Raw genomic sequence first — 25,929 nt, forward strand, 5'->3', positions numbered from 1 at the left:
ATAAAGTCGTTTGGTAGCCACAATACGGGGCTTTGCTACAAACTGATGATTTTTTCACCAAAACTATAAAGCCTTTAAAATCAACAGCTTACAAAGTCAAGAAGTAAATAACCGACAGCTCATACAGCAAGTGGACGCATTTCACAAAACACTTGTATGAATGTGCACAACTTCTCAAACGACTATCAAACACCTAACAAATATCAAGAGCAAAAAGGCATATTTTTTCAATTATTTTGCGCAATCTTGGGTTGACAAATGCCAAGGCACTGGCCAACCCAGAGGATTGTATTTAACGAGCCTTCACTTGCAATACTTCAGGAGTGTCCGAGTAGGCTTGCCACTCAGGCCGGTACATCGACTCCACTTGCGCCGGCGGCACCACATAACGCCCAGGGGTCACCGCCCGTGCTAAATACAACAGATGCCTTACTTCGTGAGCTGGCACTGCTAGCGCAGCCACATAGCGGTCATCACGGTACTCTTGATGGACGATATCGGCATTTTGCATGGCTTCCTGCCATTCACGTAAAGCACTGCTGGCTTCAGTTAAACTGGCCGAACTTTGCGCAAGGTTTTGATTTTCAAGTTCTAAACCGGCAGGCAGTAAATCCACCACCAAGGCATCTGGCACAGTTTCTGTCGCACGCACGGCTAAGTGCACCACGACTAAATCACCACTGCGCAACTTATTCATATTTAACAGCTGGCCTTTAGTATCCAAGTACTGACGCTCAATACTTAATACACGACCACCGGCTGCCGGTGCTTGGCTTGGGTAACCACTGAGCTGTAAACGCTGGTACAGGTCCTTGCTGCTTGAGGTCGCAAGATTCAGGCCGGCACGCAATTGCTGCTCATCCAAGAGTTGCAGGCTGTGATCGGCCGACAATGAAATGCTTTGCGCAGCCGACTGCAACTCTGCTTGCCAGCTGCTATCAGTCGTGCGCAACTGCGCCCGCGCCGCCATAAACAGCGCATTGCGCTCTTGTGTCGATAACCATCTACGGGTGTCTAGGCTGTCTGCCAAAGCAAACATACGCTTAACCTGCTCAGACTCAGCTAAATCATACTCTTGCAGCAAGGCTAAGATTTGCGCCTGATCACGCAATTCACTGCCGTAATCCGCCATATACAGCTCATCGCTGCGCTGTACATTTAAACCTGCATGCAAGGCTTGCTCAGCTTTTGGCGCGTCGCCCATCCACTGTAACGCTAAGGCCAAATGCACTAAAGGCAAGCCCGAGCGCGCATCCTGACGACGCTCAAAGAGACTGCGCAAAGCACCCAAAGGCGCATTTTTGTCGCGCGCTAAAACAAAACCTGCATAGGCTTGTACAGCAAAACGGGTGCTTTCTGGCGCTTGCGTGTAATCACTGTCAATTAAGTAGCCTTCTTGCAGGTAACGTAGCAAACGCTCTTGTGCAGATTTTAGCGCAGCAGGTGGCACGGCAAAGCCTTGCTCGCGGGCACGTAATAAAAAGTCAGTGACATAAACTGTCGGCCAATACTGCTCGGAGCCTTCTGCATTCCACATTGCAAAACTGCCGTTGTAGCGCTGCATGGCCAATAAACGCTCAATGCCTAACTCAATTTGCTGACGGCGATGCTCTGGCGTATCGCTGCTAACCCGTACACCATCAAGTTGCGCATCATTGATGTACAAGGATGCCAGCAAGCCACTGGTGGTTTGCTCTGAACAGCCATAAGGATAGGCATCTAAGGCGCGCAGATGCTCAGCAATATTGAGCGGTGGACGGCTCGACACACTAAGCAGCGCTTGCAGACCACCGCGTTGATAGCCCGCTAAAGCTTCGGGCGGCAACTGCCACTCTTGCTCAGCGTTGATCACCGCTTGATAACTGCGATTTTGCGCAGGATAGGCTGGGCGTACACCAATGGTCCAACTGCGGGTTAACGGCGCTAAGGTTTCATCCGGCAACTGCATGCCATCCACCTGCAGGCGCAATTCACCAACGCCATAACCTGGTAAGGCACTGATCGGCAGATCAAGAATTTTGCGCTCTTTGGCCGCCAACTGCACTTTCAGCTTAGCGGCATCCTCACCGATGGTGAGCAAGCCACTACTATTGAGATGCACTGATACACTTTGCGCCTGATCCGTCAGGTTGTGTAAGTCCAATGCCACTTGACTGTGATCACCACCGGCTAAAAAGCGCGGCGCCGACAGCTCAGCCACCAAAGGTGCAGCCACCTCAATAGGTTGCTCAGCCATACCAAACTGATTATCTGTCCACGCTTGCGCGGTTAAACGTAAACGGCCATTAAAGTCGGGGATAGCCAAAGTGATTTCTGCTTCACCTTGCGCATCCAGGGTCACCGCCTGACTTTGTAGAGCGACAATATTTACATTGGTTTGTGGGCGCTTACCGCCAGCAGCTAAATCCGCATCACCACCAAACAGCATACGGGCTAAACGACCATTACCTGCTTCAATCAATTGCCCATACACATCAAACTGATCAACACTGTAGCCTTTGCGGGCAAAAAACTCGGCAAAAGGATCCGGCGCAGCAAAGTTGGTGATGTTTAGAATCCCCACATCCACCGCCGACAACAGCACCTGCACGGGTTGCCCAGCAGGTTGTCCATCAGCCGCTTGCGCTTTGAGTTTTACGGTCAAAGGTTGACCCGGACGCATCCGCTCTGGCGCTTGCAAGGTCAGCGCTAACTGCCGATCGGTACGCTGCAAAGGTAAATGCAGTAAACCCACGGCACGCTTGGGAGTAATTTGCGCTTGACGCTCACCTGGGCGTACCACCAATGCACTGATGTATAAATCATGGCGCAACCAATCATTAGCAATAGGGATATCAACCGTAGCGCCTTCTTTCGGCACATTCAGTGGCTGCCACCAGAGCGGTCCTGCGGCTGACTCAACCAATAAATAACCACTACCCGCCGCCGGAGCATTGATGGTAACGCGTGCTGTCTCGCCATTGGCGTAAGACGGTTTATCCAGCGCTAACTTGACCTGATCAGGACGCACAGCGCCACCTGAGGCATTATCTTGCTGCGCGTAACCGGCCCAAAAACCCAAGCTACTGACCATTTTAGTGCGCGGATCTTCTACCTCAACACGGTAAGGTCCCCACTGCACCGGGAAGCTCACTTTAGCGGTAGCGCCCGCTTCGATATTGATCGTTTGCTCACTGACTGTCAGCAGTTTTTTATTGTAGTTATTGCTCCAACCGCTACTATTAGAATAATTCCAATAGTAATCACGACGCTCGCGAATCAAGCGCACTTTCAGTTGCTGAGCAGCCAACTTGTCACCTTGTGGATTGGTCAGGACCAGTTCAAATTCTGGCTGACTCTCGGCATCCACTTCTTCACCTTGGAAAATGCCACGAATACCCGGCAACTCAGGCGCTGGCCACACCGCTTGGACAACACGGCGTGTGACTGGACGGCCGGCGGACTCCAAAATACTGGCCTGCACAATCAAATTCAGTGGTGACTTGCTCTCTGGCCATTGGCTGTCAATTTTGATCTGTGCGTGACCTTCTGCATCGAGGACCAGTTCATCCAAATCAATCTCTTGCTTGAGCGATTCATCATCGCTGACCACGCCAAACTGAAAGCCTGGCAAGCTGCTGACCGCTTCGCGCAAAGGCCGTACATACAGCTGGCCAGTGATGCGATTACCGGCGGCAGGTGCGCCATACAAATAACGACCCTCCACCGCCACTTGCAATGCAGCTTGCGGTTTAATCGGCGCAGGCTCGGCGTGTAATTCAAGGGCCAAACGCTCAGGCAAGAAGTCTTCGACTAAAATATCGTAGACCTGTTTAATACCACCGCCTAAGTCGAGCAATAACTGCCAACGACCCGTCGGCGCATTGGCACCAATCGGCAGCTGGTATTGATACAAACCTTTGTCATCCGCCTGCCACACAAACTCACGACTGATTTGTTGGTCAGGACGGCGCACTTCAACTTTAATCGGTTGCGCCGTGACCTGCTGGCCGTCGGCATCACGCAACAAACCATTGAGCAGAACAGTTTCACCGGGACGGTAGAGATCACGTGGACCAAAGACAAAAAACTGCAACGCCTGCCCGACAGGCCCGGCAATAGAAAACTCAGCCAAATCTAGACTGGCACTGTTTAAATGTAAAAAGCTGGTGTGCTGACCATGCTGAGCGAGCAAAAGATTAGCTTTATCGGTAATCGGCAACTGCGCATGGCCTTGCTTATCGGTTTTACCCGTGGCTAAGACTTGCCCTTTCTTATCTAAAACTTGCAGTTCAATGGCTTCCAAGGGCAAGCCATTGGAAAGGGCTTGCGCAAACACATCCAATTGCTGCTGAAAACGATGCGCAGACACGGCAATATCACTGACCGAAAACACTGTGGCCGGCTGTGAATAATTATAGCTACCGGCTTCGCGCATTACCGCAAGATAAACGCCCGCCTCGTTCAGCGCTTTAATCGGTTTAATCGGCAGCTGTAGCGTTTCACGGGTATTGAGCGCAGGCTTTAATTCAAAGCGCGCCGTGTGCGCAAGCTCTGCTAAGGTCAGTAATTCTTGCGCCTGCCACAACTCCAAGCTTTGATTGCGTCCCCATTGCGCTAAAAACTCAGGCAAGGCCGCGGGTTTAATGCGGAAAAACTCAACATCCACATGCTCAACATTGAGCGCCAGCACCGGCAAGCCTTGGCTGAACTCAGCCGGCAATAACGAGCCGCGACTGGCAAAGCCCACAGAAGGTTGCAAATCTCGGGTTTTAAGTTTGGCACTGAAATCTTGGCTTAGCTGGGTCTGGTTAAAGGCGAGCAAGCCCTTATCCACACTGATGATTAGGTTGCGCTGCGGTGGAATATGGCGCAAGCGTAACTCTAATAAGTCCTCATTCAATTCCCAAGCACCATCGAGCTTGCCACTTTTACTGTCAACAGCATGGATTTTTTGGGCAAAGTTTTGTCCTTCTTGCAGTGGCACAGAGAAGGTTAAGCTCAAGACGCTCGCACCGTTTTCTTCAAGCTCAGACACATCTAAAACCTGCAGGACTTGATCTTTATACTGCAGCGCTAAGACGGCGGGATCTTTCACTGCTGCGGGGATGGTAGTTTGAGCGCTGTTGGCGACTGGCGGCGCTGCTTGAGTGCTCTCCTGCTCACCTGAATCACAGGCTGCAAGCATTAAAATCATCAGCGTACCGAGAAGTCCATTGCGCCACATAAGCTGCTCCAACATAAGAAATAATAATCAGCCGCTACTATAAACGACAGCGCGCTGCAGCGCCCATGCATAGAGTCGACAAAGTGCAAAGAAATATTCACTGCAAAGCCAGTTATGCACAGAGCCTGTGGATAACTGTGTGCATAATATGTATACCAACCGCGCAGACAGCCTCCAGCCTAGCGTCTGCGGCGACTGGTTGTTTTTCATCCAAATAAAATTATTGTTTTAATTCAACAACTTACAATAAATCACTAACAGGAAGTTACGCCACACAATAAGCCTCTGCAGAAGCATTGAGCATTTGTAAATTGTGCACAAGTATTCACTGACCGGCGCAGGCAGTAAGTTCTTATTGAAAGACTGATAGAGCTTGCTAGAATGCGCCAATGATCTGACAAGGCATCCTATGAAACGATTTAATTTACGTCATGAAATTTTATTGCAACTGGTTGAGTCTGCCCAGGATGGCATAGTGGTGGCTGAAAAAGAGGGTGATGACACCATTTTGGTATACGTCAATCCGGCTTTTGAACGCCTAACCGGCTACAGCGCTGACGAGATTTTATATCAGGATTGTCGTTTCCTGCAGGGTGCAGATACTGATATAACCTCAGTCAAAGTCATTCGCCAAGCCATTGACGATCAAAGCCCGGTGCGCACAGTACTAAAAAACTACCGCAAAGACGGTTCTGCATTTTGGAACGAGCTCAGCGTGACGCCTTTTTATGACGAACTCGATCAGATTACCTATTACATCGGTATTCAAAAAGATGTCACAGCTCATGTTGAGCTGGCATTAGAGTTGGAAGCGGCTCGCGAAACGATTCAGCAATTACACAAACAACTCGGCAAACCTTTATAAGCTCAGTGGGGCAAACCACTGTGACCAAGCTCGCAGCTCACAATTGACACTGGCGGGCTGCATCTCTGCTAGTTGTTCACTACCGAACAGCCAAGTGCGCATTGAGGCGTACTTGGCAAAGCTCGCGCGCCATAGGTCTGTCGCCGAGGCATCCTTATCAACAAAGATCACCGCCTGTATCGACAAGGGTTTGGCTGCTGTAAGCACCTGCTCTAAGGATGCCCCTTCTTCTATTGCCAGCGCTTGATAGCCTTGTTCAAAACAAAACAAGGTCACCAGAGCCGCAAGATAAGCAGGCGTACTCAGCGCTTTATAAATCACTACGCGCTTGCTTGGCAGCAACGGCTGTGTGTACAAACTGTGTAAACGCACCTGTATGCGTCGTAGCACACTGCTACGCCAAAATACTAAGGATACGGCACTGTTATCTTGTTGCTGCAGATGCGCGTCAACTTCAGCCAATAAGATCCGTAGTGGATTAAGACTGTAGTCAGCAAAAACCCGGTCCAATAAGCGCTCCAGCGCTTGCACCTGTAGCTGACCCGCTGCCTGAACAATTTTCTCTAACAGCGCATGGCTTTTGTCAGAACTCGGGGTTACTGCAGATGTGTGTGTTTGACGCGGCGACGCTTCACTGATCACGGCTTGAATACGACTAATCGGAATACCTTCTTCCATCAGGCGCAATGTTTCATGCAAAAAATCAATGTGTTCCTGAGTATACAAGCGATGCCCGGACTCAGTGCGCACCGGTTCAATCAGGTTATAGCGACGCTCCCAAGCACGCAGGGTAATAGGGTTCACCCCGGTCAAGCGCGCCACTTCGCGGATCGGGTACAGTGCGTTTTGGTCGATTGCATCGCTCATGGGGCATCACACTCAGTAAATTCTAAATAATAAAACATGTACACAACTTATGCAGCAGGCGGCGATTGTACCGATCCGTACTCAGCTTGGCGACGACTGCGTCAACTAAGGCTTGAGTCCACTAAGCAAGTCACGTTTAAGCCCTTCTGCTAACGGCCGCTCGCCCAGCCAGATCCCGAAATACAGCGCTTTAAAACCCGGCGTCGTAATCTGCACCAAGGTCTTACCATTGAGTAACAAGCGCGTACCTTGCTCAGGCTGATACTCTAAATGGTAGCAATCACCTTGCTTAACTGGTTGGTAGGCAGCGTGTAAGCGTTGCACTGCTTGCTCTAACTCAACCGATACAACCTGCGGTAAACCCTGTTCGGCACCTTCAATAAAGTTTTCCACCGTCAGTGCACGGGCATAGCACAGTTCAAGACGCGCGGGCGTGTTGTCGGCCAAAACCTGCTGTGCCGTTAAATCCGCTTCAGTAAAAAAAGCCGCATCATAGATTTTAAGCAACCCCCAACGCGCAGTGCCTTCACCCACTTGGGTTAAGTTAGCGTGAACAACAGTGCTCAGCGCTAACAGGATAAAGCCGCAGAGAATTTTCATGGCTGTGCCTTACTAAAGAACAAGGTCACCTCGCCGACATTAAAGCCCCACTTACTGACTTGGGCACGATTGAGCATGACGCCATCGGACTGTAAGAACATCCAATCATCAAATTTCACCTGGATACTGCTGTTTTTGTAAGGCAAGTCCAAGGTGTAGCGCCAGCTGAACACTGAGCCTGCGCTATGCCCTACTGCTTCACCAATAACATCACCGGCAGTGCCGCTATACAGGTTGTCGCCAAGGCGTTTAATCAGCCAAACGCGCTGTTCTTTTTCACCATCGTCATAGACAAAGCGCTCATCCAAAGTCAGCACATCATCATTCAACGTGCCGGTGATCGCAACTTTAAAGCGGCGCTTGACCACGCCAGAACGGTCTTGAAATTGACCATAGGCTTGGGTCTGACCTGCAAAATAAGTAAACAAATCGAGCTGGGGCTGGGTGTGCGCATAGTCTTGCACTTTAGGCACGCTGCAACCGTTAAGCAGTAATAACGCTGCGAACGCGAATAAATAATGACGAATATTCATAGCTTATGCTCCAAAGTCAGTTGCACGACATCGGTGGATTGGCTTTCAAAGCCCACGCGACAATAATCTAAGTAGTAGCGCCAGATCCGCTGAAAACGCTGGTCATACCCCATCTTTAATAACTCTTCACTGTGTGCAGAAAAATCCTGGTACCAGAGCTTTAAAGTGCGCGCGTAATCTTGGCCGAACGACAACTGGTTACTGATGGTGAAACCATGCTCTTGCGCCAATTCTTGCAATTGCTGCTTAGAGGGTAATAGGCCACCGGGGAAAATAAACATCTGGATAAAGTCGACATCATTTTGATAACGCTCGGCACGCGCATCTTCAATGGTGATGATTTGCAGTACCGCTTTGCCGCCTTGTTTCAGTAAACGTTTGAGCTGGGTGAAGTAGTCATGCCAATATTCTTTACCGACCGCTTCAAACATCTCAATACTGACAATATGATCAAACTGACCTTGCTGATGACGGTAATCCATTAACTGTAACTGCGCCTGCTCTGCTAAACCTTGGCGCTGCATACGCTGCTGGGCAAACTCCAGCTGCTCAGTCGACAAGGTAATACCCGTCACTGGATTGCCTTGCTGTGCCGCTCGCTCGGCAAAACCACCCCAACCGCAGCCGATTTCCAGAATATGTTGCCCTTCCTGCACATCCAGCTCATTGAGAATACGCTGATATTTATTGACCTGAGCCTGCGCCATTCTCTGCTCAGGCTGAGTAAACAAGGCACTGGAGTAACTCATGGTTTCATCCAGCCATAACTGATAGAAGTCATTACCTAAGTCATAGTGTGCACTGATGTTTTCGCGACTGTTTTCAATCGAATTATGATTGCTGCGATGGCGCTTTAAAAAGCGCTGATAAAACCAATTAAAGCCTAAACGCGTCTCACTGAGTGCTTGTTCATTGGCTGCGCCAAGCGTTAGCAAGGTATGCAAACATGGGCTATCAATCAATTGGTCGGCATAGGCTTTGGCAAAACCCAGTTCACCTTGGCTGCTAAACAGCCAAATAAACTTTAGCGGCTGATGAATGATTAACTCAGCATGCACACCTGCCTCAGTACCACTAAAGCGACGCTGCTGATCACCAATACTGACCGTTAATGAGCCATGCTGCAGACGATCGAAAGGTAAGTGCTTGAGTAACCAAGCCGCCAATTTTGGTGCGCAGAATGAGCCGAAAAAACGGCTTTGTGTGCGGGTTAACATAATGTCATCTCCGAATGGCTGTATTGCACAGCTTCTAAATGCTTTGGGGTGCGGTGAAACTTACCGCCTTTAATAACGATTTTTAACGCCCACCAATGAATCAAGGCGATCACTTTAAGCATGCTTAAGGGGGCAAACCCCACTTGTTTAATTAACTGGCGATCAGTCAAATCCAAGACACGCCCCGCTTCACTGGCACTAAAAAACTCAACACCATCACGGGTTTCACGAATACTGGTAAAGACCTTGTCGGCAGGCGCGCCAAAGCGAAAATGGTAGCGGGCATCCATGTCAATAAAGGGCGAGACATGGAAGACTTTCTGCGCCTGCGCCTGAATACTCTTTGCAGTACTGCCCGCCAGCTTGAGCACATAGTGATGCCACTGGCCGAAGGTATTGCTGACCTCGCCGATAATGGCCAACAACTGATTATTGGCATCGTAGGCATACCACATCGACAGCGGATTAAAGCTGTAGCCAAGCACCCGCGGATAACAGATCAACTCTGCCCGCGCAGGACGCTCGATGCCATACTGCGCTAGAAAACCATCCAGCCATTGCCGCCACGGTGTGCCATCACGCGCGCCGTGGTCTTTGTAATTGAGGCTGACTAAATTAAAACGATTAAGACTCAACCAACGCAGTTTTTGGCTTTCTTGGGCAATCTCATCCAAATCTACCTTGAGACTGAAAGTGCGATAGGCAAAGCGATACTCCACAGGCTGCTTGCGCGCATGAGCGACTTGACCAACATACAACTGCGAAGTCATGAGGCCTCCCAGGGCAAATGTATTTGCCACAGTCTGGCTACGCGCACAGCACTGGCTAAACCGTCTTCATGAAAGCCGTAGCCGCCGTACGCGCCAGCAAACCAACAGTTCTTTAAGCCTTGAATACGCGGCAATTGCGCTTGCGCTTGGATCGCTTGCGGATCAAAGACTGGATGTTGATAATCAATTTTCTTCAACACCAAATCAGCACGCGGTTCAATCACTGGGTTTAAAGTGACAAAGATATTCTCTGCAGTATTAAGCGGTTGCAGTGCATTCATCCAATAAGTCACCGCGACCGCGCGCTGTGCTTGATAATTTTCACCGCTGGAATAATTCCACGCCGCCCAAGCCAATTTTTTCTTGGGCATTTGCGCAGGATCGGTATGCAACCAAGCGCAATTATGTTGGTAGGTAAAGTTCTGCAACAAAGCGAATGTTGGATCATTGAGCAAGGCATAGGCTTCATCCGCATGACAGGCAAAGATCACATGGTCAAAGACATAGCTTTGGCCATCACTGCTGCGCAACGACACTGTGTGCCCTGCTCTTTCACCGAGCGCCACCTCAGTCACCCCATGCTGATAAACAGCAAAGCGGTTCAGGGCAACGATTTTTTCTAAATAGGTACGCGCACCATTGATCACGGTACGCCACTGCGGCCGATCGTTAATATTTAACAGACCATGATTGGCAAAAAACTGCAGAAAACTCTGCGCCGGAAACTGCAGCATGGTTTCGGTTGGGCAGGACCAAATGGCTGCCGCCATCGGTAATAAATAATCCTGCTGCATGCTCTGACCAAAACCGTTTTCAGTCAAATAATCACCGAGAGTAAAATGTTTAGGTAAGCCATGTACAAGATCAGTTTTAGCCAGCTTATTAAAACGCAAAATATCCGCAATCATCCGCCAGTAGCGAGGCGAAAAAAGGTTCTTGCGCTGAGCAAATAAGGTATTGAGGTTATTACCGGCGTACTCCAAGCGGCCCTGGTCAATCGATACGGCAAAACTCATGTCCGTTGGGTGGGTGGCGACATCTAAGTGAGCAAACATCGCTTTAAGCAAAGGGTAGTTGGGCTCGTTATAGACAATAAAGCCTGTATCCACTGGGGTTTGCTCGCCATTGTCCAAGGTCACATCCAAGGTATTGGTATGCCCACCCAGCGTTGAGTTTTTCTCAAATAGAGTGACCTCGTGTTTTTGGCTAAGAAACCATGCACTGCTGATGCCGCTGATGCCGCTGCCAATCACTGCCACTTTGTATTTTTTATCTGAGTCGAACATTTTCCTGACACCTTGTGCAAATTTGCTATATATTAGTTATACACAACCTATACGCACTTGTACAAGGTACCGCATGAAAAATAATATTGCGCAACAACGCATCTGGATCGTCGGCGCCTCCCAAGGCATTGGCTTGGAACTGGTGAAAATATGGTTAAAGCAAGGTCATCAGGTGTTGGCTTCAGCTCGACAGGCTCAGCAATCATCTGCTCTAACCGAGTTAAAACAGCAATATGGCGAGCAGTTACAATGCTTAAATGTTGATGTCAGCGATGCGCAAGATTGTGCTATTCAAGCGCAACGGGCTTGGGCAGCGTTCACTGGTTTAGACATGTGGTTTTACAATGTCGGCGCTTATCAGCCCATGACCTCTGAGGAATGGGATTGGTCAGCTTTTGTGCAGATGAATCAAAGCAATTATTTAGGCGCAGTGGCGTTAATGTTGCCTTTGCAAAAACTATTTAAAGCACAAGGTCATGGCCGTTGGATCTGGAATGCCAGCCTCGCGGCATATTTCGGTCTGCCCTACGGTGGCGGCTATTCAGCGCCGAAAGCCGCTCTAGTGAATCTAGCTGAGGCTTTGCAGCCTGAACTTGCCGTGCAGAACATCGACTTACAAATTATCAATCACGGCTTTGTCCGCACCCGCTTAACCGAGAAAAATGAATTTGCTATGCCCGGTCTATTAGAGCCCATCGAGGCTGCACAACAGATCGCTCATGCCTTAGATCGCAGCACAGCGTTTGAAATACGCTTTCCATGGCGTTTACGCATAGTACTGAGTCTATTCAAATGGATGCCCTACTCGTGGTCATTGGCACTGACCCGAAAAATGTTAAGGAGTTAAATAATGCTGATCACTGATAAGGTTTTAGAAAACTACAAGCAACTGTTTGAAAATCTTAGCCAGCAATCCGTAGAGGAGGAGTTTTTGCAGGTGTTTAGTAGCGATGTGTACTTTAAAGACCCCTTTAACGCCGTGCATGGTTTGGCCAAAATGCAAACTATTTTCCGTCACATGTTCAGCACGCTACACGAACCAAAGTTTCGTATTTTAGACCTTGCCAGCAGCCACAACAGGGGCTTTTTGGAGTGGCAGTTTACCTTTAAGCTCAAAGCCAATGCCGAGCAGCAACTGATTAAAGGGGTCAGCAAAATTGCAATCAATGAGCAGGGAAAAGTCTGTAGCCACATTGATTACTGGGATACCGGTGAATACGTCTATCTTAAAGTCCCTTTGCTGAAAAGCATCATTGCTCTGATTAATAAGCGTTTGAGCAGCTCATGAACAGCCGCTCAGCTTTTAGCCAGCCACTGATTTACGGATTTGCATCTTGGCCGCTGGCGATGCTGGGTATTCCTTTGTATGTGTATTTGCCGAGCTATTACCATCAGTTGGGTCTTGAACTGGCAGTGATTGGCAGCATGCTGCTGTTGGCGCGGATCAGCGATGTAATCTCGGATCCCTTAGTGGGCTTGCTCTGTGATCAGAGCACACAGCGCGGCCGTTACGGCCTGATGATTCTGGGCTGGGCGCTGTTGTTAATTGGTTTATGGCAATTGTTGCTGCCTGTGCAAGTCAGCACTGTACGCCTGTTAATCTGGGCGATGTGGGTGTATCTGGCCTGGACCTTAATCATGATCCCCTATCAAGCTTTAAGTGCCGAAGTCAGTCAGCACGCCCATGTAAAAACCTACTACACCGCCAGTCGCGAAGGCTTTGCTGTAATTGGAGTGATCACGGTATTAGTGCTGCCTTTTGCTCTGGATGACAGCCAAGATTATCAGCAACTGTTTCGCCTGCTGTACCCGTTGGTCAGCATCAGTCTAACCTTAGCTTTAGCGGTATTGTTCTGGCGCTTACGGCTGCTACAGCCCACTATGCAGACTGATAAAAAACCCATACTCAACCTGCAAGCGTGGCGTTTGGCTTGGAGAGATCAGCGCAGTCGCAGACTATTGCCGGCATACTTTCTTAATAGTTTAGCCAACGCCTTGCCGGCGACATTATTTTTATTTTTTGTCGAGCATTACTTACAGCTCAACCAATACATGGGCGTATTGCTGCTGGGCTTTTTCCTCAGTGGCATCTTGGCCCTACCGCTGTGGGTGCGTTTAGCCAAAAGGTTCGGCAAATACAGCGCTTGGCGCATCTCAATGCTCAGCGCTTGCCTAAGCTTTATTTGGGTCTTTAGCTTAGCGCCTAGCAGTCTCTGGGGCTTTGCTCTGATCTGTTTATTCTCAGGTTTAAGTGTCGCTGCCGACGTGGCACTGCCCGCCTCAATTCAAGCCGATATTGCTCAAGACTTAAGCAGCAAAAACGGCAACATGAGCGGTGTGCTGTTTGCCGTGTGGGGTATGCTAACTAAGTTGGCTTTAGCTTTAGCGGTGGGTCTAGCGTTGCCGGCACTGGGCTGGCTCGGCTGGGAACAACAGAGTCCGGCGAGCTTACAGGGCTTGCTCTGGCTGTACGCTGGTGCGCCGGTAGCACTTAAGCTGGTTGCGCTGTATTGGCTACGCCGCGCAGATACGCTGGCAGATTAATGAATCTCACAACTGCTGGAGTTGCGACGTCGCCATTTCGCCCAAAGGTTATAGGTAAAGTTACCGATCTGGCTTATTCCCGGCAGGCTGAGCAAGGCTACAGTTTTTCGCAGACCCGCGGCATGCCAGTACGCCATAGTCGCGTTGAAACCAATGTGCATGGTCTGCCCATCAAAGTAATGAATACGGGTGAGCATGTCTTCAAGGCTGTAACCCTGCGGCAGCTGAAAATCTTGCGCACTGATATCAACTAACTGCACCTGTGGTTCTAAGCGAGAGCGCAGATGCTCGATCTCTTTGCGGCAAAGTCCGCATGACGCATCGTAGTAAAGTTGAGCGCTGCGAGTTGCCATACCGGCTCCTTAAACACATACGTATAAGACACCAGCATAGTATCCGTCTAATGTTTGTATAAGAAAAGCCCCATATCAAGCTATCAGCCGATATTACGCACCTGCCGTATCACCTTTACACCCACAAGGTATGGCATGCGTATATCGTCCTTGCTACTTTGCTTTGCTAAATCCTATAAATAAGTCTGTGCATGCCGTACTTCGGGGTAAGTGTTAATCCGTCGATGAACCCATCCAGGGTTCAACTCCGGCGCTCGTCATCCTTGACTCGCTCACCACACCCACCCCAAAGCACTCGTTGATCATTTGCAGGGTTTGCGCTACTGCAGTTCCAATCAGCTGTGCAGATTTTCAATTACTGCAGACCAACAGAACTTAATAAAACCCCACAAAATGATGGTTTAAAAGAGCCCTACTACACACCCGCACACAACATCACTCATCAATGAGTATCTTGTTGGTGTCGCGATCAGCGGAGCCAGGGATGGCGTAGCCCCGAATCGGGTCAGGATGACCCGTTGAGGGAACAGCGATACCAACAAGATACGGCATGCGCATATCATCCTTGCTACTTTGCTTTGCTAAAGCCTATAAACAAGTTTGTGCATGCCGTACTTCGGGGCAAGTGTTAACCCGTCGATGAACCCATCCAGGGTTCAACTCCGGCGCTCGTCATCCTTGACTCGCTCACCACACCCACCCCGAAGTACTCGTTGATCATTTACAGAGTTTGCACCAGTGCAGTTCCAATCAACTGTGCAGATTTTCACGTACTGCAGACCAACAGAACATAACAAAACAGGCGCAGTCTCGGAAAAAATCTGCGCCTGTTGGTGGTTCAGTAAATGATGCTTACCACATTAAATCGTCAGGAATCTGATAGGCCGCATAAGGATCATCATCGCTGGCGGCTTCGCTAACCACATTAAGCAAAACGATACGCTGCGCATCACGTTCTTGAATTTTCAGCGCGGCTTCGCGGGGAATAATTTCGTAGCCACCGCCGTGCTTGACAATGGCTAAACTGCCGCTGCTGAGCTTATTGCGCACCATATCATTGACCGCAATGCGCTTCACTTTTTTATGATCAACAAAGTTGTAATAGTCTTCGCTGTTGAGTTTCGGCAAACGTGCATTTTCAATCAACTGGCGAATTTGTGCTATTTGCGCTTTACGTTCAACTTTTTCTTGCTGTTCACGATTGAGCGCTTGGTCGCGCTGCTGCTTCTCAGCCATGGCTTTGAGCGCTGCTTGACGTTGCGTTTCATCGACTTCAACCGCGCCTTTCTTCTCAAGGCGATGCTGTCTTTTTTGATCTTTAGTGGCTTGCTTAACTTGTTTCTCGTTGACCAGCCCCGCTTTAAGCATCTGATCGCGTAAAGATAAACTCATGAGATTCTAAACCTGTCTTCTATCATTTAAAAAACACAACACTCCAAACCGAGCGTTTATTTTGCTGGGCCTAACGTCTGTTTAGCTAAGTTCCACATGGCGTCTAACTGCCCCTCTGTGCAGTCACTCAGGGCAACACCTTGCTGCCGAGCCTGCTGCTCAACAGCCTGTAAACGTTCGGAAAACTTAATATTGGCGGCACGCAGTGCAGTTTCTGGATTCACTTTAAGGTGCCGTGCGATATTTACCGTAGCAAATAACAAGTCACCCAATTCCTCGCTGATTGCAGCCTGATCACCGCTGGCCAAGGCTTCGCGTACTTCTTGCAACTCTTCATCCACTTTAGCCAATACTGGCGGCAAACTGCTCCAATCAAAACCAACACTGGAGGCACGTTTTTGAATCTTTAATGCTCGGCTCAGCGCTGGCATATTCAAGGGAATATCCGCCAAAACACTGACCGCTTGCTCAGACTCTGCCTGCTCGGCACGTTCTTGCTGTTTGATTTCTTCCCAGCGCTGCTTAACCTGCTCGCTGTTTACCGCTGATGTTTGCGTTGCCGCATATAACTGGCCATCAGCAAAGACATGCGGATGACGACGCACCAGCTTCTCAGTAATGCTGTGCACCACGGTAGAAAAATCAAACATCTGCAGCTCTTGACCGAGCTGACTGTAATACACCACCTGAAACAGCAAATCACCCAACTCACTGGGCAGATGAGCAAAATCCTCACGCTCAATAGCATCGGCAACTTCGTATGCTTCTTCCAGCGTGTGCGGGACAATACTGGCAAAATCCTGTTGCAGATCCCACGGACAGCCGCTCTCAGGATCGCGTAAACGCGCCATCAAATAGAGTAAATCAGACAACTGATAGCGATTGGCAGCACTCATTCTTCCGCCTCCGCATTTGCTTCTAGCTCTTGAAACTGAGTGGCATGCAAACGACTGTAATAGCCATTTTGCGCCAGCAACTCTTGGTGATTGCCGCGCTCAACAATGCGTCCCTGATCCATCACTAAAATCAGATCAGCTTTTTCAATAGTGGATAAGCGGTGTGCAATCACTAAAGTGGTGCGCCCTTGCACAGCATGGTCTAACGCCGCCTGAATATGACGCTCAGACTCAGTATCTAAAGCAGAAGTTGCTTCGTCGAGAATCAATAATGGCGCGTTTTTCAATAAAGCTCGGGCAATCGCCAGACGCTGACGCTGTCCGCCAGACAACAGCACACCGTTTTCGCCAACAATGGTGTCATAGCCTTGCGGCATGCGCTCAATAAATTCTGCTGCATAGGCGGCTTCCGAGGCGGCTTTAATCTCTTCAATCGAGGCATCGGCAAGATCACCATAAGCAATATTTTTCGCCACTGTGTCATTAAATAAGGACACCTGCTGAGTCACCAAAGCCATGTGTCGGCGTAAATTAGCTAAGGTAAAGTCTTGTACTTCAGTGCCATCAAGCAAAATCTTGCCGTGCTGATGCTCATAAAAACGTGGAATTAAATTTGCCAAAGTTGATTTACCACTACCCGAACGCCCAACCAAAGCGACCATTTGACCTTTTTCAGCGGTAAAACTGATGTTCTCTAGCACGGGGTTTTCGGTATTGGGATAGGTAAAGGTCAAATCACGCACTTCTAATTGACCACTAACCTGCGCCAACTCTACCGTTCCTGAATCATTTTCTGGCACTTCGTCCAACTGCTCAAAAATACTTTCCGCACCGGCAACACCCTTCTGAATGGTCGAACTGACCTCTGAAAGCTGTCGAATCGGCTTAGGCAGCAAACCTGCCATAATAATATAGGCCACCAAATCGCCAGGTGAGGAGTCGCCACGTAACAACAATACTAAAAACAACAACACCGCCATCGCAGAATAAATCACCAACTGCAAGGAAGGTGTGTATACCGCGTTGGTTTTGATCATGCGCAGTTGTTTATCGGTATTACTGACACTGGATTCTAAAAAGCGCGCGCGCTCATAAGGCTCGCCACCGAAACTGCGCACCACACGATAGTTTTGAATGGTCTCCGAAGCGACATGGGTGACATCGCCCATTGCTACTTGGATTTTCTTACTTTGCTTGCGAAATTTCTTACTGGTACTACTGACCATCAATGCAATAATCGGCAAGATAGCCACCATCACTAAGGTCAACTTCCAGTTCATCCACAGCAAGGTGCCAAACAAAAACACCACGGTCATGCCTTCGCGCACTATTACTTTTACTGCGTCAGTGGCAGCACCAGTCACCATAGTGACGTTGTAGGTAATACGAGAGATTAAATGTCCAGAGTTGTGATTATCAAAATAACGATTAGGCAAAGTCAGCAAGTTATTAAACAACTGCACACGCAGATCATGCACCAAGCCTAAAGATACTTTGGCTAGATAAAAATTACCCAAAAACGAGCCGACCCCCTGCCAAACTGCAATGATCACAATTAACAAGGGTACGGCTTGTAATAAACGCAGGTCAGCCAACCAAGGTATCTCAGGGAACAGTGCTGCATCTGGATTAGCCAAGCCATCAACAAAATACTTCATAATATAGGCTTGCATCGGCGAAGCAGTGGCGAAAATCAGAAAACCAACAATACTGATAATAAACATGCCGATATAAGGTTTAATGTAGCCCAATAGGCGGAAGTAAATTTGGACCCCAGTGAGGCTAGGTTTCTCTTGCTGTTCTTTGCTCATTAACTTCAAATCTCAATGTTGGTCTGGCAATATTAACACGCACGCATTTATTTCAGCGGCTGCCAACCCAATGCTTCTTTTAGGAAAGGAATCGTCAGCTTACGCTGCGCTTGTAAAGAGGCTCGGTCCAACTGCTCGAGAGTATCAAACAGTACAGTCATACTGCGTTCGGAACGAGATAAAATGAAACGTCCGACATCATCGGGTAGCTGCAAACCACGGCGTGAAGCGCGCAGCTGCAAGGCACGCAACTTATCATCATCACTGAGCTCATGCAGCTGAAACACCAACGCCAAGCTTAAACGTGATTGTAAGTCAGGCAGTTTAATCGGCAACTCACGCGGCGCGGCATCAGCGGTAATCAGCAATTGTTTACCAGCATCACGCAAACGATTAAAAGCATGAAACAAAGCTTCTTCCCAATGCGCCTGCCCCGTGACTGCTTGAATATCATCGAGACACAGCAAGTCGCACTCTTCGACATTATCCAGTACGTTTGGGTCATATTCGCCCAGCTCAGCTAAGGGCAGATATAGTGCTCGACCGCCACGCTCCTCTACACGCAAACACGCGGCTTGGAGTAAATGACTGCGCCCAACTCCAGCGCTACCCCAGATGTAAAGCACACCATCCATCCACTGATCTTCAGCTTCACAGGCATGTTCGACATAGCCCAGAGCAACTGCATTAGCGCCTGGATAATAATTGGCAAAGGTTGCGTCATCACGTAGACGCATCCCCAGTGATAATTGGGTGGGTTTCATGTCGACTCATTTAGCGGCCGATCACAAGCTTCTACCTGCTCAGCCACACCAAGACTGGTAGGCGCGTCGCTCTCGCTCGACTGCCCATACATATTTGATTCTTTATACAACTCATGCATATTTCGCAGCAAAACCATAATCACTGCAGCCACCGGCAGCGCCAGCAACACACCGGTAAAGCCAAATAACTGGCCACCGGCTAAAATTGCAAAAATCACCGCCACAGGATGCAAGCCAATGCGGTCACCAACTAATAAGGGCGTCAGCACCATCCCTTCAAGCATTTGCCCAGCGGTAAACACCGCGATAATACCCAGCAAGGGATAAGGGTCCAGACCAAACTGAAATAAGCCTGCAATCAATGCGGCACTAATCCCTACGGCAAATCCCATATAGGGCACTAAGCTAGCTAAACCAGCCAAGATGCCAATGATCAAGCCCAGTTCCAACCCAAGCGCCATCAGTCCAATCGCGTAGACGACACCGAGCGCCAACATCACCAACAATTGGCCGCGCATAAACGCACCCAAAACCTCATGGCACTCACCAATCAACTGAACAATGGTGCCTTCTTTCTGACGTGGCAGCAGACGACGCATTTTTGCCACTAAAATATCCCAATCTCTTAGCAGATAAAAAGTCACCACAGGAATCAATAACATATTCGCCAGCCAGCCTAAAAAAGCCAAACTTGAAGCAGTGACCTGACTCAAGAGTAACTGGGCAATATCTGTGGTTTTTCCTAGATTCTCACTGAACATCTGTTTGATATTACCCAGACTGCTAGCGCTCGCATTAATACCCAGCTTAGTTTGCATCCATGGCACGGCAGTGTTTTGCACCCAATCGATCAATTGCGGCGTCAGCTCATAGAGGCTGACCAATTGCCGACCAATCATTGGAATCAACACCAGCAGTAAGACCAGCAAAATCAAACTGAGCAAAATAAAAACTAAAACGACGCCCCAAGTGCGGGAAATTTTATAGCGCTCTAAAATATCGACCAGAGGATCGCCCATATAGGCCAATAAAATACTGACTAAAAAAGGCGATAAAATCGGTAATAATTTATAGAATGTCAGCAGCACAAGGCCTACTAATCCAATCAATAACCAGCCTTTAATATTCTTTGCCATCAATTAGATCTCAATAATTACCAAGTAAAATATAGCAACTGGTCATTCGTCTCAGTCACTGCTGGCGATACTTGCGGTGCTAGATCCGATCCTGTGGCATCAATCGGTGCTGGCTCTGCGGTTGCTGCTGGCAACGCAGTTTCTTTCAGGTGTGCCAAAGCTAGCTGTGCACGTAACTGCTCGGCAGTACTACGTACTTGCCACTGCGCATAGTCTTTAGTGACTTCTTGCAGTTGCGCGGCAAAAGGCTCAAGCAAACGCTCCATCAAGACAAAGCGCTCCAGATCAATCGCCGCGACACGCACGATAAAGGTTTCACCCTGTCCCGGTTTGATTGCAAAGCGCTCAGCCAGATGCTGATTCACCTCTGAAAAAATCTGCTGCGCTAAGGCAACTTGTGTCTCGGCAGTAGCTTGTCCTTGTTGACGCTCATCGCCAATCCATAGCTGCCACTGCGCTTGCAACGTCTGGCCATCGGTCTGTTCATGCACGCTCAACACCGCATCGGCATTATAGCGTTGCGCCGCTTGACGAATCTGTTGTGCACCATCTTGATTGAGTACATCAGCGCTGGCGAGTAACTGCTCATCCAAATCGCCTATAGGTAAACGTGTCGGTACACCATAGTACTGTCCAGCGCTCTGCACATCAGTTGCCAATTGCTGTCCATCACTGGCCAAGCGCGCACCTTGCGCATCATCAACTAACCACCAGGCCAATACTAAAGGACGGTTCGCTCCCCACAGCGGTAACTTCGCTGCACGTAAAGCAGATTGCACACTTTGCGGATCAAAATTAACGATTAAGGTATTGCCGTCATAACCATAACGACTGATCAGCGACTGTGGATCAGCTTGGTAAGTTGCGAGCTCTGCAGCTTGTGCCGCATCTTTGCGCCCAGTTAAGCGCTGCATTAAAGTGGTAAATGCTTGCTGCAACCCAGCATCACGCACTTCACTTTCCTGACTGATCAACTCTTCACGAACTTGATACAGCCCTACCACAGGCTCAGCATTCGCAGTAACTGTTGCAAAAGACATCAGTGCGGCAGCAAAGCCAATAAAAAATCGCATGTTTACTCTCTCTAACGGTTAAACCAAGCAAGGCGCCTACCATAAACAGCCAGCGCGATCACGGCAACTGCTTCTTGCTAAGCAATGCATAGCGGTTATCAATCAATAACTTTAGCAACAGATATAAGACCTATCTTAATTTAAAGACCGCGGCGCGTAATAATAGATCGCAACATTTGCCAACGGTTGACCAGTAACGCTAAAAATATCATCACACAGCCCATCAACTGTAAGGTTGCTAAGGTTTCGCCAAACCATAAAGCGGCAAACAAGGCCACCCAAATTGGCTCAAGAATCAGCATCACTGCGCCACTGGTTTGCGTGGTTAAGCTTTGCGCATAGGTTTGTAGCCAAAAACGTGCCGCGGTCCCAACAATAGCACTGGCAAATAACCAAAAAAACACATCAAAAGACCACTGCACAGCTGGCAGCAAGGCCGTTTCAAACAGCATTGAGCACAGCAGCGTCACTAAACCGACCGAAGTTAAAGCAATGATAGTTAAAGCTAAAGGATCGACGGCAGTCATTGCAGCCGCTGCTTGCCGCGCTGAAGCGCGCCGCATGGAGATGGTCGCCGCACGGGTGTTTAAGGTAAAAAACACCGCTAAGGCCACTGCCGCAATTAAGTAATACAACTGTCCGGCACTGACGGCAAAACCATGCGCCAGTGAGAGCATCGCCATACCCAGCAGCGCCACCGGTATCGCCAACCAAGTACTGCGTGGCACTGGCTCAGCAAAAAACACTCGCGCCACAATCGGCACTAGCAGCACGCCTAAGCTGGTCAGAAATGCGCCCTCGCCCATGCTCTCGCTATGCGCTAAGCCTAGCACCCAGAACAGCATGCCAATACCGAAGACGATACCAACCCGAGCACTGCGCAGTACGTGCTCGCGGGTTAACTGACGGAGTTGCCGACTGCCGAGGCAAGCTAAAAAAGCCGCCGCCAGTAAAAAGCGCAAGCCCATAAACAACAGTGGCGGCATTAAGGCGATGGCTTCTTTAGAAAACATCCAGCTGATTGCCGCAACCAAAGTCACCGCAATTAATAGCAGATCAGATTGAGTGGCCCGCTGCATCGTATCTGCTCTCTGATAATGGCGCTGGTTAAAAAGACTGCACCCTTAAGATCGATGCGGTCGAGCTAAAAACTCATGGGATTGCATTTCCAGCAAACGACTTAACGTCCGCTGGAACTCAAACTGTAAGCGATTCCCCACATACAAGTCTTTAAGCGGTACTTCGGCTGAAACAATTAGCTTGATACTGCGATCATAGAACTCATCGACCAAGTTAATAAAGCGCCTAGCAATGTCTTCATTTTTAGCGCTCATCTGTTCGACGTTGGACAAAATCACTGCACTGTAAATCTTGCCCAGCTCAATGTAATCGTTCTGACTGCGCGGACCGTCGCACAAGGCACGGAAATCAAACCACGCCACATCATTCCCGACTTTACGGGCAACGATAGTACGGTTCTCCACAGTCAGCGGCTCATTTTCAAGAATCTTACAGTTCTCTAATAATAAGCTGCGAAAGCTCTTCTCCAACTCCTGCTCAACGGCATCACTTAATGGATAGTGGTACAGCTCAGCCTGCTCTAAAGCACGCAAACGGTAATCAATACCACTGTCGACGTTAACCACTTCAGTGTGCTGTTTTAGCAAAGCAATGGCAGGTAAAAAGCGTGCACGCTGTAAACCGTCTTTATATAGACCGTCGGGAACAATATTCGAGGTTGCCACCAGACTGACGCCGTTTTTAAACAACTCTTCCAATAAGCCTGCAAGAATCATGGCATCAGTGATGTCGGAAACAAAAAACTCATCAAAGCAAATGACGCGTGCTTCCTTAGCGAAACGCTGAGCAACGATGACCAGAGGATTCTTCTCGCCATCGAGGGTGCGCAACTCTTCATGCACGCGCTTCATAAAACGGTGGAAGTGCGTACGCATCTTCTGCTCAAACGGCAAGGCATCAAAAAAGGTGTCAACCAAATAGGTTTTACCGCGCCCCACACCACCCCAGAAATACAAACCTTTAATCGGCTGTGTTGATTTCTTGCCAAGCAAACGACCAAACAGACCGCTACTCGGAGCGTCCGCTACTAAGTCATCATAAAGGCGCTGCAAATGGCGCACAGCATTTTCTTGTGCAGCATCGCGAAAAAAGTCGGCGCGCTGTAAATCATTTTGATAGCGTTCAAGTGGTGTCATGAGAAGTGTCGACCCGACAAATAAAACGGGGCAACACTTTAACTACGCGATCTGCAATTGGCAATCATCCAGAAGATATTTAAGCCGCTAACCCGCTCGACGCAACAACCAAAAGCCACACATTGCGCAAATCAATGCCGGTAACAGAACCGCCACAATCGGTGCAAAACCAAACACCAAACTGGCCGGTCCCAGTAAGTCTTGGGCAATGCGAAAGACAAAGCCCACGACCACACCGGTAAAGACGCGCTGACCTAAAGTCACCGAGCGTAAAGGTCCAAACACAAAAGAAATCGCCATCAACACCAAGGCCGCTGTCACCACCGGCTGCAAGACTTTAACCCAAAAAGCCAACCAATAACGATTGGCATTTAAGCCTTGCTCTTTTAAGTAATTGGCGTAACGCCACAAGCCGGTAATTGGCAGGTTATCCGGCTCCATCACCACCGTACTTAATAACTGTGGACTGATTTCAACATCCCAACGCTCACTGCTGGCTTTCGCCGTTGAGGTACTGCGTTCCTGCAAATCGGTATAGACAACATCTTCAAGCAACCAATAACCATCTTGATAAAGCGCTTGCTGGGCAAAGCTCGAACGCAGCAAACGTTGTTGATCATCAAACACATAACGCGTCACCCCAGTGAGCTTCCCACCCGGTTGTACGGCGTTGATATGAATATATTCATCACCTTGACGGTGCCACATACCGTGCTTAGAACTTTGCGCTTTATCAACTGACTGGGCCAAAGAACGATTGGCTTGCGCCATGCTTGAGGTCCAAGGCGCTAAATACTCTCCGACTAAAATACCCAGTAGCATCAACACCAGCATGGGCTTCATCACTGCCCAAACAATCCGCCTGATCGACACACCGGCCGCACGAATAATTGTCAGCTCACTGTGACTGGCCAAACTGCCCAACCCGACCAAGCAGCCAATTAAAGCAGCCATGGGCAACATATCGTAAACACGCTGCGGCGCCGTTAAGCCAACATAGCTGACGGCTCCCCACAATGTATAAGCGCCCTGCACATCATTGAGCTCATCGATAAAGGCAAATAAGAGTGCTAAGCCGGTGATAATGCCAAGCACAGCAATAATCGCGATAAAAACTGTGCTACCGATGTAGCGATCTAACCTACGCATGCTGCGCCTCCTTGCCTGCACGCCACCGTGCTAAACGCAACTGAATCGGTTGCCAATACACCAACAGCAAACCGATAAGCAAAAACAAAGCATGCACAGGCCATAGTCCAAGTCCAATAGGCATTTTGCCCTTATCAAGAGCGCTGCGCGCCGCCACCAGCAAGGCTAAGTAGGCCATGTATAACAAAATAGCAGGGAGCAACTTTAAGAAACGGCCCTGACGCGGATTGACGCGGGCCAACGGCACAGCAATTAAAGTCACAATCAAGACCAAGATCGGAAACGATAATCGCCACTGCAACTCCGACTGCATTCGCGGATGATGATTGCGTAGCAATTCGCCTGTGCGCATGGTTTCACGCTCGCCGACTTTAACTTCAACAACGGGTTTAGGTAACAAAACACCGTAAGTGTCGTAGTGAATCACACGGTAATCTGCCTCACCCGGTGTGCCGTCGTAGCGGTAGCCGTCTTGTAAAATCAAATAACGACTGCCATCTTCTTGAATTTCTTGTCGACCGGTTTTCGCCACCAAAACGGTAATGGCACTTTCTTTACCCGCAGAGGAACGCTCTTCTCGTTTTTCAGAAATGAACACGTTATGCAATTCATCGCGACCACTGGACAACTCTTGTGTATAGGTAACCCGCGAACCGTCGCGCATCGACTGAAACCGTCCTGGCACCAAGGTATCAAACTCGGTCAGGGCATCTTGCGCATTGAGAATCTGCGCAACGTTTTGCACGCCTTGTGGGGTCAGCACAAAACTTAACCACGCACACAGCAGCGCGACTAACGCTGCAGGCACCAAGGTGTAAGACAATAAACGCTGCTCGCTCATGCCTGTAGCAGACAAAACTGTCATTTCACTGTCGAGGTACAAACGTCCATAAGCCAGCAAAATGCCGAGAAACAGACCTAAAGGTAAAATCAACTGTAAAAAACCAGGAATTCGGTAGCCCATCACCATTAGCAATACGCCTGGATCAAGCACCCCTTGCGCGGCTTGCGCTAAGTACTTAATAAAACGTCCGCTCATAATAATGACCAGCAACACCGCGCTGACCGCACTAAAAGTCAGCAATACTTCCCGAGAAAGATAACGAAAAACTATCAAGTAAACGCTCCGAGCTTGTCAAAACCGCCTATCGCGGCCCACACTAGTCACACCAATTATGGCAGTGTACCTACACGCCGATGCAAACGAACAGTATTATCCTGCATCTATCTATCTTTGTCTTGAGGATCATT

Annotated in this window: 22 protein-coding genes; 4 read left to right on the top strand and 18 right to left on the bottom strand. The window is 49.0% G+C overall.

The genetic code is table 11. The features are described 5' to 3' along the window. Nucleotides 1–292: 292 nt before the first annotated feature. Entirely contained in the window at nt 293–5,206 is a 4,914-nt protein-coding gene (locus H591_RS0109445) for an alpha-2-macroglobulin family protein (protein ID WP_022966706.1), read from the bottom strand. A 409-nt stretch (nt 5,207–5,615) separates the two neighbouring features. Between H591_RS0109445 and H591_RS0109450 the strand changes: the two genes are divergently transcribed. Next, nucleotides 5,616–6,071 carry a PAS domain S-box protein gene (locus H591_RS0109450; protein WP_022966707.1) on the top strand — a complete coding sequence of 152 codons (456 nt, stop codon included), beginning with the start codon at nt 5,616–5,618 and terminating at the stop codon, nt 6,069–6,071. On the opposite strand, the gene H591_RS15725 is transcribed toward H591_RS0109450, so the two are convergent. The 6 genes from H591_RS15725 to H591_RS0109480 form a co-directional block, all read right to left on the bottom strand. Continuing rightward, nucleotides 6,066–6,938, bottom strand: a complete 873-nt coding sequence (locus H591_RS15725) for a MerR family transcriptional regulator (RefSeq protein ID WP_022966708.1) — start codon at nt 6,936–6,938, stop codon at nt 6,066–6,068. The genes H591_RS0109450 and H591_RS15725 overlap by 6 nt on opposite strands. Before the next feature lie 105 nt (nt 6,939–7,043). Continuing rightward, nucleotides 7,044–7,538: a chalcone isomerase family protein gene (locus H591_RS0109460; protein WP_022966709.1), complete on the bottom strand. Its 495-nt coding sequence runs from the start codon at nt 7,536–7,538 to the stop codon at nt 7,044–7,046. After that, nucleotides 7,535–8,071 carry a DUF3833 domain-containing protein gene (locus H591_RS0109465; protein WP_022966710.1) on the bottom strand — a complete coding sequence of 179 codons (537 nt, stop codon included), beginning with the start codon at nt 8,069–8,071 and terminating at the stop codon, nt 7,535–7,537. The genes H591_RS0109460 and H591_RS0109465 overlap by 4 nt, the downstream gene beginning before the upstream one ends. Next, nucleotides 8,068–9,288, bottom strand: coding sequence for an SAM-dependent methyltransferase (locus tag H591_RS15160; protein ID WP_022966711.1), 1,221 nt, complete (start codon nt 9,286–9,288; stop codon nt 8,068–8,070). Before H591_RS15160 ends, H591_RS0109465 begins: the two co-directional genes overlap by 4 nt. Then, a complete protein-coding gene (locus H591_RS0109475) occupies nt 9,282–10,058 on the bottom strand; it encodes a DUF1365 domain-containing protein (RefSeq protein ID WP_022966712.1) in 777 nt (258 codons plus the stop codon). The genes H591_RS15160 and H591_RS0109475 overlap by 7 nt, the downstream gene beginning before the upstream one ends. Next, nucleotides 10,055–11,344, bottom strand: coding sequence for an NAD(P)/FAD-dependent oxidoreductase (locus H591_RS0109480; RefSeq protein WP_022966713.1), 1,290 nt, complete (start codon nt 11,342–11,344; stop codon nt 10,055–10,057). The genes H591_RS0109475 and H591_RS0109480 overlap by 4 nt, the downstream gene beginning before the upstream one ends. A gap of 73 nt (nt 11,345–11,417) precedes the next feature. On the opposite strand from H591_RS0109480, the gene H591_RS0109485 reads away from it, so the two are divergent. From H591_RS0109485 to H591_RS15170, 3 genes are read left to right on the top strand one after another with little or no spacing between them, the layout of a single operon-like run. Next, nucleotides 11,418–12,191, top strand: a complete 774-nt coding sequence (locus H591_RS0109485) for an SDR family NAD(P)-dependent oxidoreductase (RefSeq protein WP_028244329.1) — start codon at nt 11,418–11,420, stop codon at nt 12,189–12,191. 3 nt (nt 12,192–12,194) lie between these two features. Then, on the top strand, nt 12,195–12,632 hold the full coding sequence (locus H591_RS15165) for a nuclear transport factor 2 family protein (RefSeq protein ID WP_051145829.1): 438 nt from the start codon (nt 12,195–12,197) through the stop codon (nt 12,630–12,632). Further along, the gene (locus H591_RS15170) at nt 12,629–13,888 is read left to right on the top strand and encodes an MFS transporter (RefSeq protein ID WP_022966714.1); all 1,260 of its coding nucleotides are present in this window, start codon (nt 12,629–12,631) and stop codon (nt 13,886–13,888) included. The genes H591_RS15165 and H591_RS15170 overlap by 4 nt, the downstream gene beginning before the upstream one ends. Here the strand turns inward: H591_RS15170 and H591_RS0109500 are convergent. The 11 genes from H591_RS0109500 to lptF form a co-directional block, all read right to left on the bottom strand. Continuing rightward, the gene (locus H591_RS0109500; protein ID WP_022966715.1) at nt 13,885–14,241 is read right to left on the bottom strand and encodes a thiol-disulfide oxidoreductase DCC family protein; all 357 of its coding nucleotides are present in this window, start codon (nt 14,239–14,241) and stop codon (nt 13,885–13,887) included. The genes H591_RS15170 and H591_RS0109500 overlap by 4 nt on opposite strands. Nucleotides 14,242–15,093: 852 nt before the next feature. Then, entirely contained in the window at nt 15,094–15,633 is a 540-nt protein-coding gene (locus tag H591_RS0109505) for a DUF2058 domain-containing protein (RefSeq protein WP_022966716.1), read from the bottom strand. A 56-nt stretch (nt 15,634–15,689) separates the two neighbouring features. Beyond that, nucleotides 15,690–16,529, bottom strand: a complete 840-nt coding sequence (gene mazG, locus H591_RS0109510) for a nucleoside triphosphate pyrophosphohydrolase (RefSeq protein WP_022966717.1) — start codon at nt 16,527–16,529, stop codon at nt 15,690–15,692. Then, nucleotides 16,526–18,340, bottom strand: coding sequence for a lipid A export permease/ATP-binding protein MsbA (gene msbA, locus H591_RS0109515; protein ID WP_022966718.1), 1,815 nt, complete (start codon nt 18,338–18,340; stop codon nt 16,526–16,528). Before msbA ends, mazG begins: the two co-directional genes overlap by 4 nt. 47 nt (nt 18,341–18,387) lie before the next feature. Next, nucleotides 18,388–19,104: a DnaA regulatory inactivator Hda gene (hda, locus tag H591_RS0109520; RefSeq protein WP_022966719.1), complete on the bottom strand. Its 717-nt coding sequence runs from the start codon at nt 19,102–19,104 to the stop codon at nt 18,388–18,390. After that, on the bottom strand, nt 19,101–20,240 hold the full coding sequence (locus tag H591_RS15175; protein ID WP_022966720.1) for an AI-2E family transporter: 1,140 nt from the start codon (nt 20,238–20,240) through the stop codon (nt 19,101–19,103). Before H591_RS15175 ends, hda begins: the two co-directional genes overlap by 4 nt. 17 nt (nt 20,241–20,257) lie before the next feature. Further along, a complete protein-coding gene (locus H591_RS15180; protein ID WP_022966721.1) occupies nt 20,258–21,313 on the bottom strand; it encodes a DUF2066 domain-containing protein in 1,056 nt (351 codons plus the stop codon). A 140-nt stretch (nt 21,314–21,453) separates the two neighbouring features. Then, on the bottom strand, nt 21,454–22,392 hold the full coding sequence (locus H591_RS0109535; RefSeq protein WP_022966722.1) for a DMT family transporter: 939 nt from the start codon (nt 22,390–22,392) through the stop codon (nt 21,454–21,456). A gap of 45 nt (nt 22,393–22,437) precedes the next feature. Next, a complete protein-coding gene (gene zapE, locus H591_RS0109540) occupies nt 22,438–23,529 on the bottom strand; it encodes a cell division protein ZapE (RefSeq protein WP_022966723.1) in 1,092 nt (363 codons plus the stop codon). Nucleotides 23,530–23,616: 87 nt separating this feature from the next. After that, complete coding sequence (gene lptG / locus H591_RS0109545) at nt 23,617–24,678, bottom strand: LPS export ABC transporter permease LptG (RefSeq protein WP_022966724.1); 1,062 nt, start codon at nt 24,676–24,678, stop codon at nt 23,617–23,619. Beyond that, the gene (lptF, locus tag H591_RS0109550; RefSeq protein ID WP_022966725.1) at nt 24,671–25,795 is read right to left on the bottom strand and encodes an LPS export ABC transporter permease LptF; all 1,125 of its coding nucleotides are present in this window, start codon (nt 25,793–25,795) and stop codon (nt 24,671–24,673) included. Before lptF ends, lptG begins: the two co-directional genes overlap by 8 nt. Between the last annotated feature and the right edge of the window lie 134 nt (nt 25,796–25,929).

It is taken from the genome of Denitrificimonas caeni DSM 24390 (assembly GCF_000421765.1).
Taxonomy (GTDB): Bacteria; Pseudomonadota; Gammaproteobacteria; order Pseudomonadales; family Pseudomonadaceae; genus Denitrificimonas; species Denitrificimonas caeni.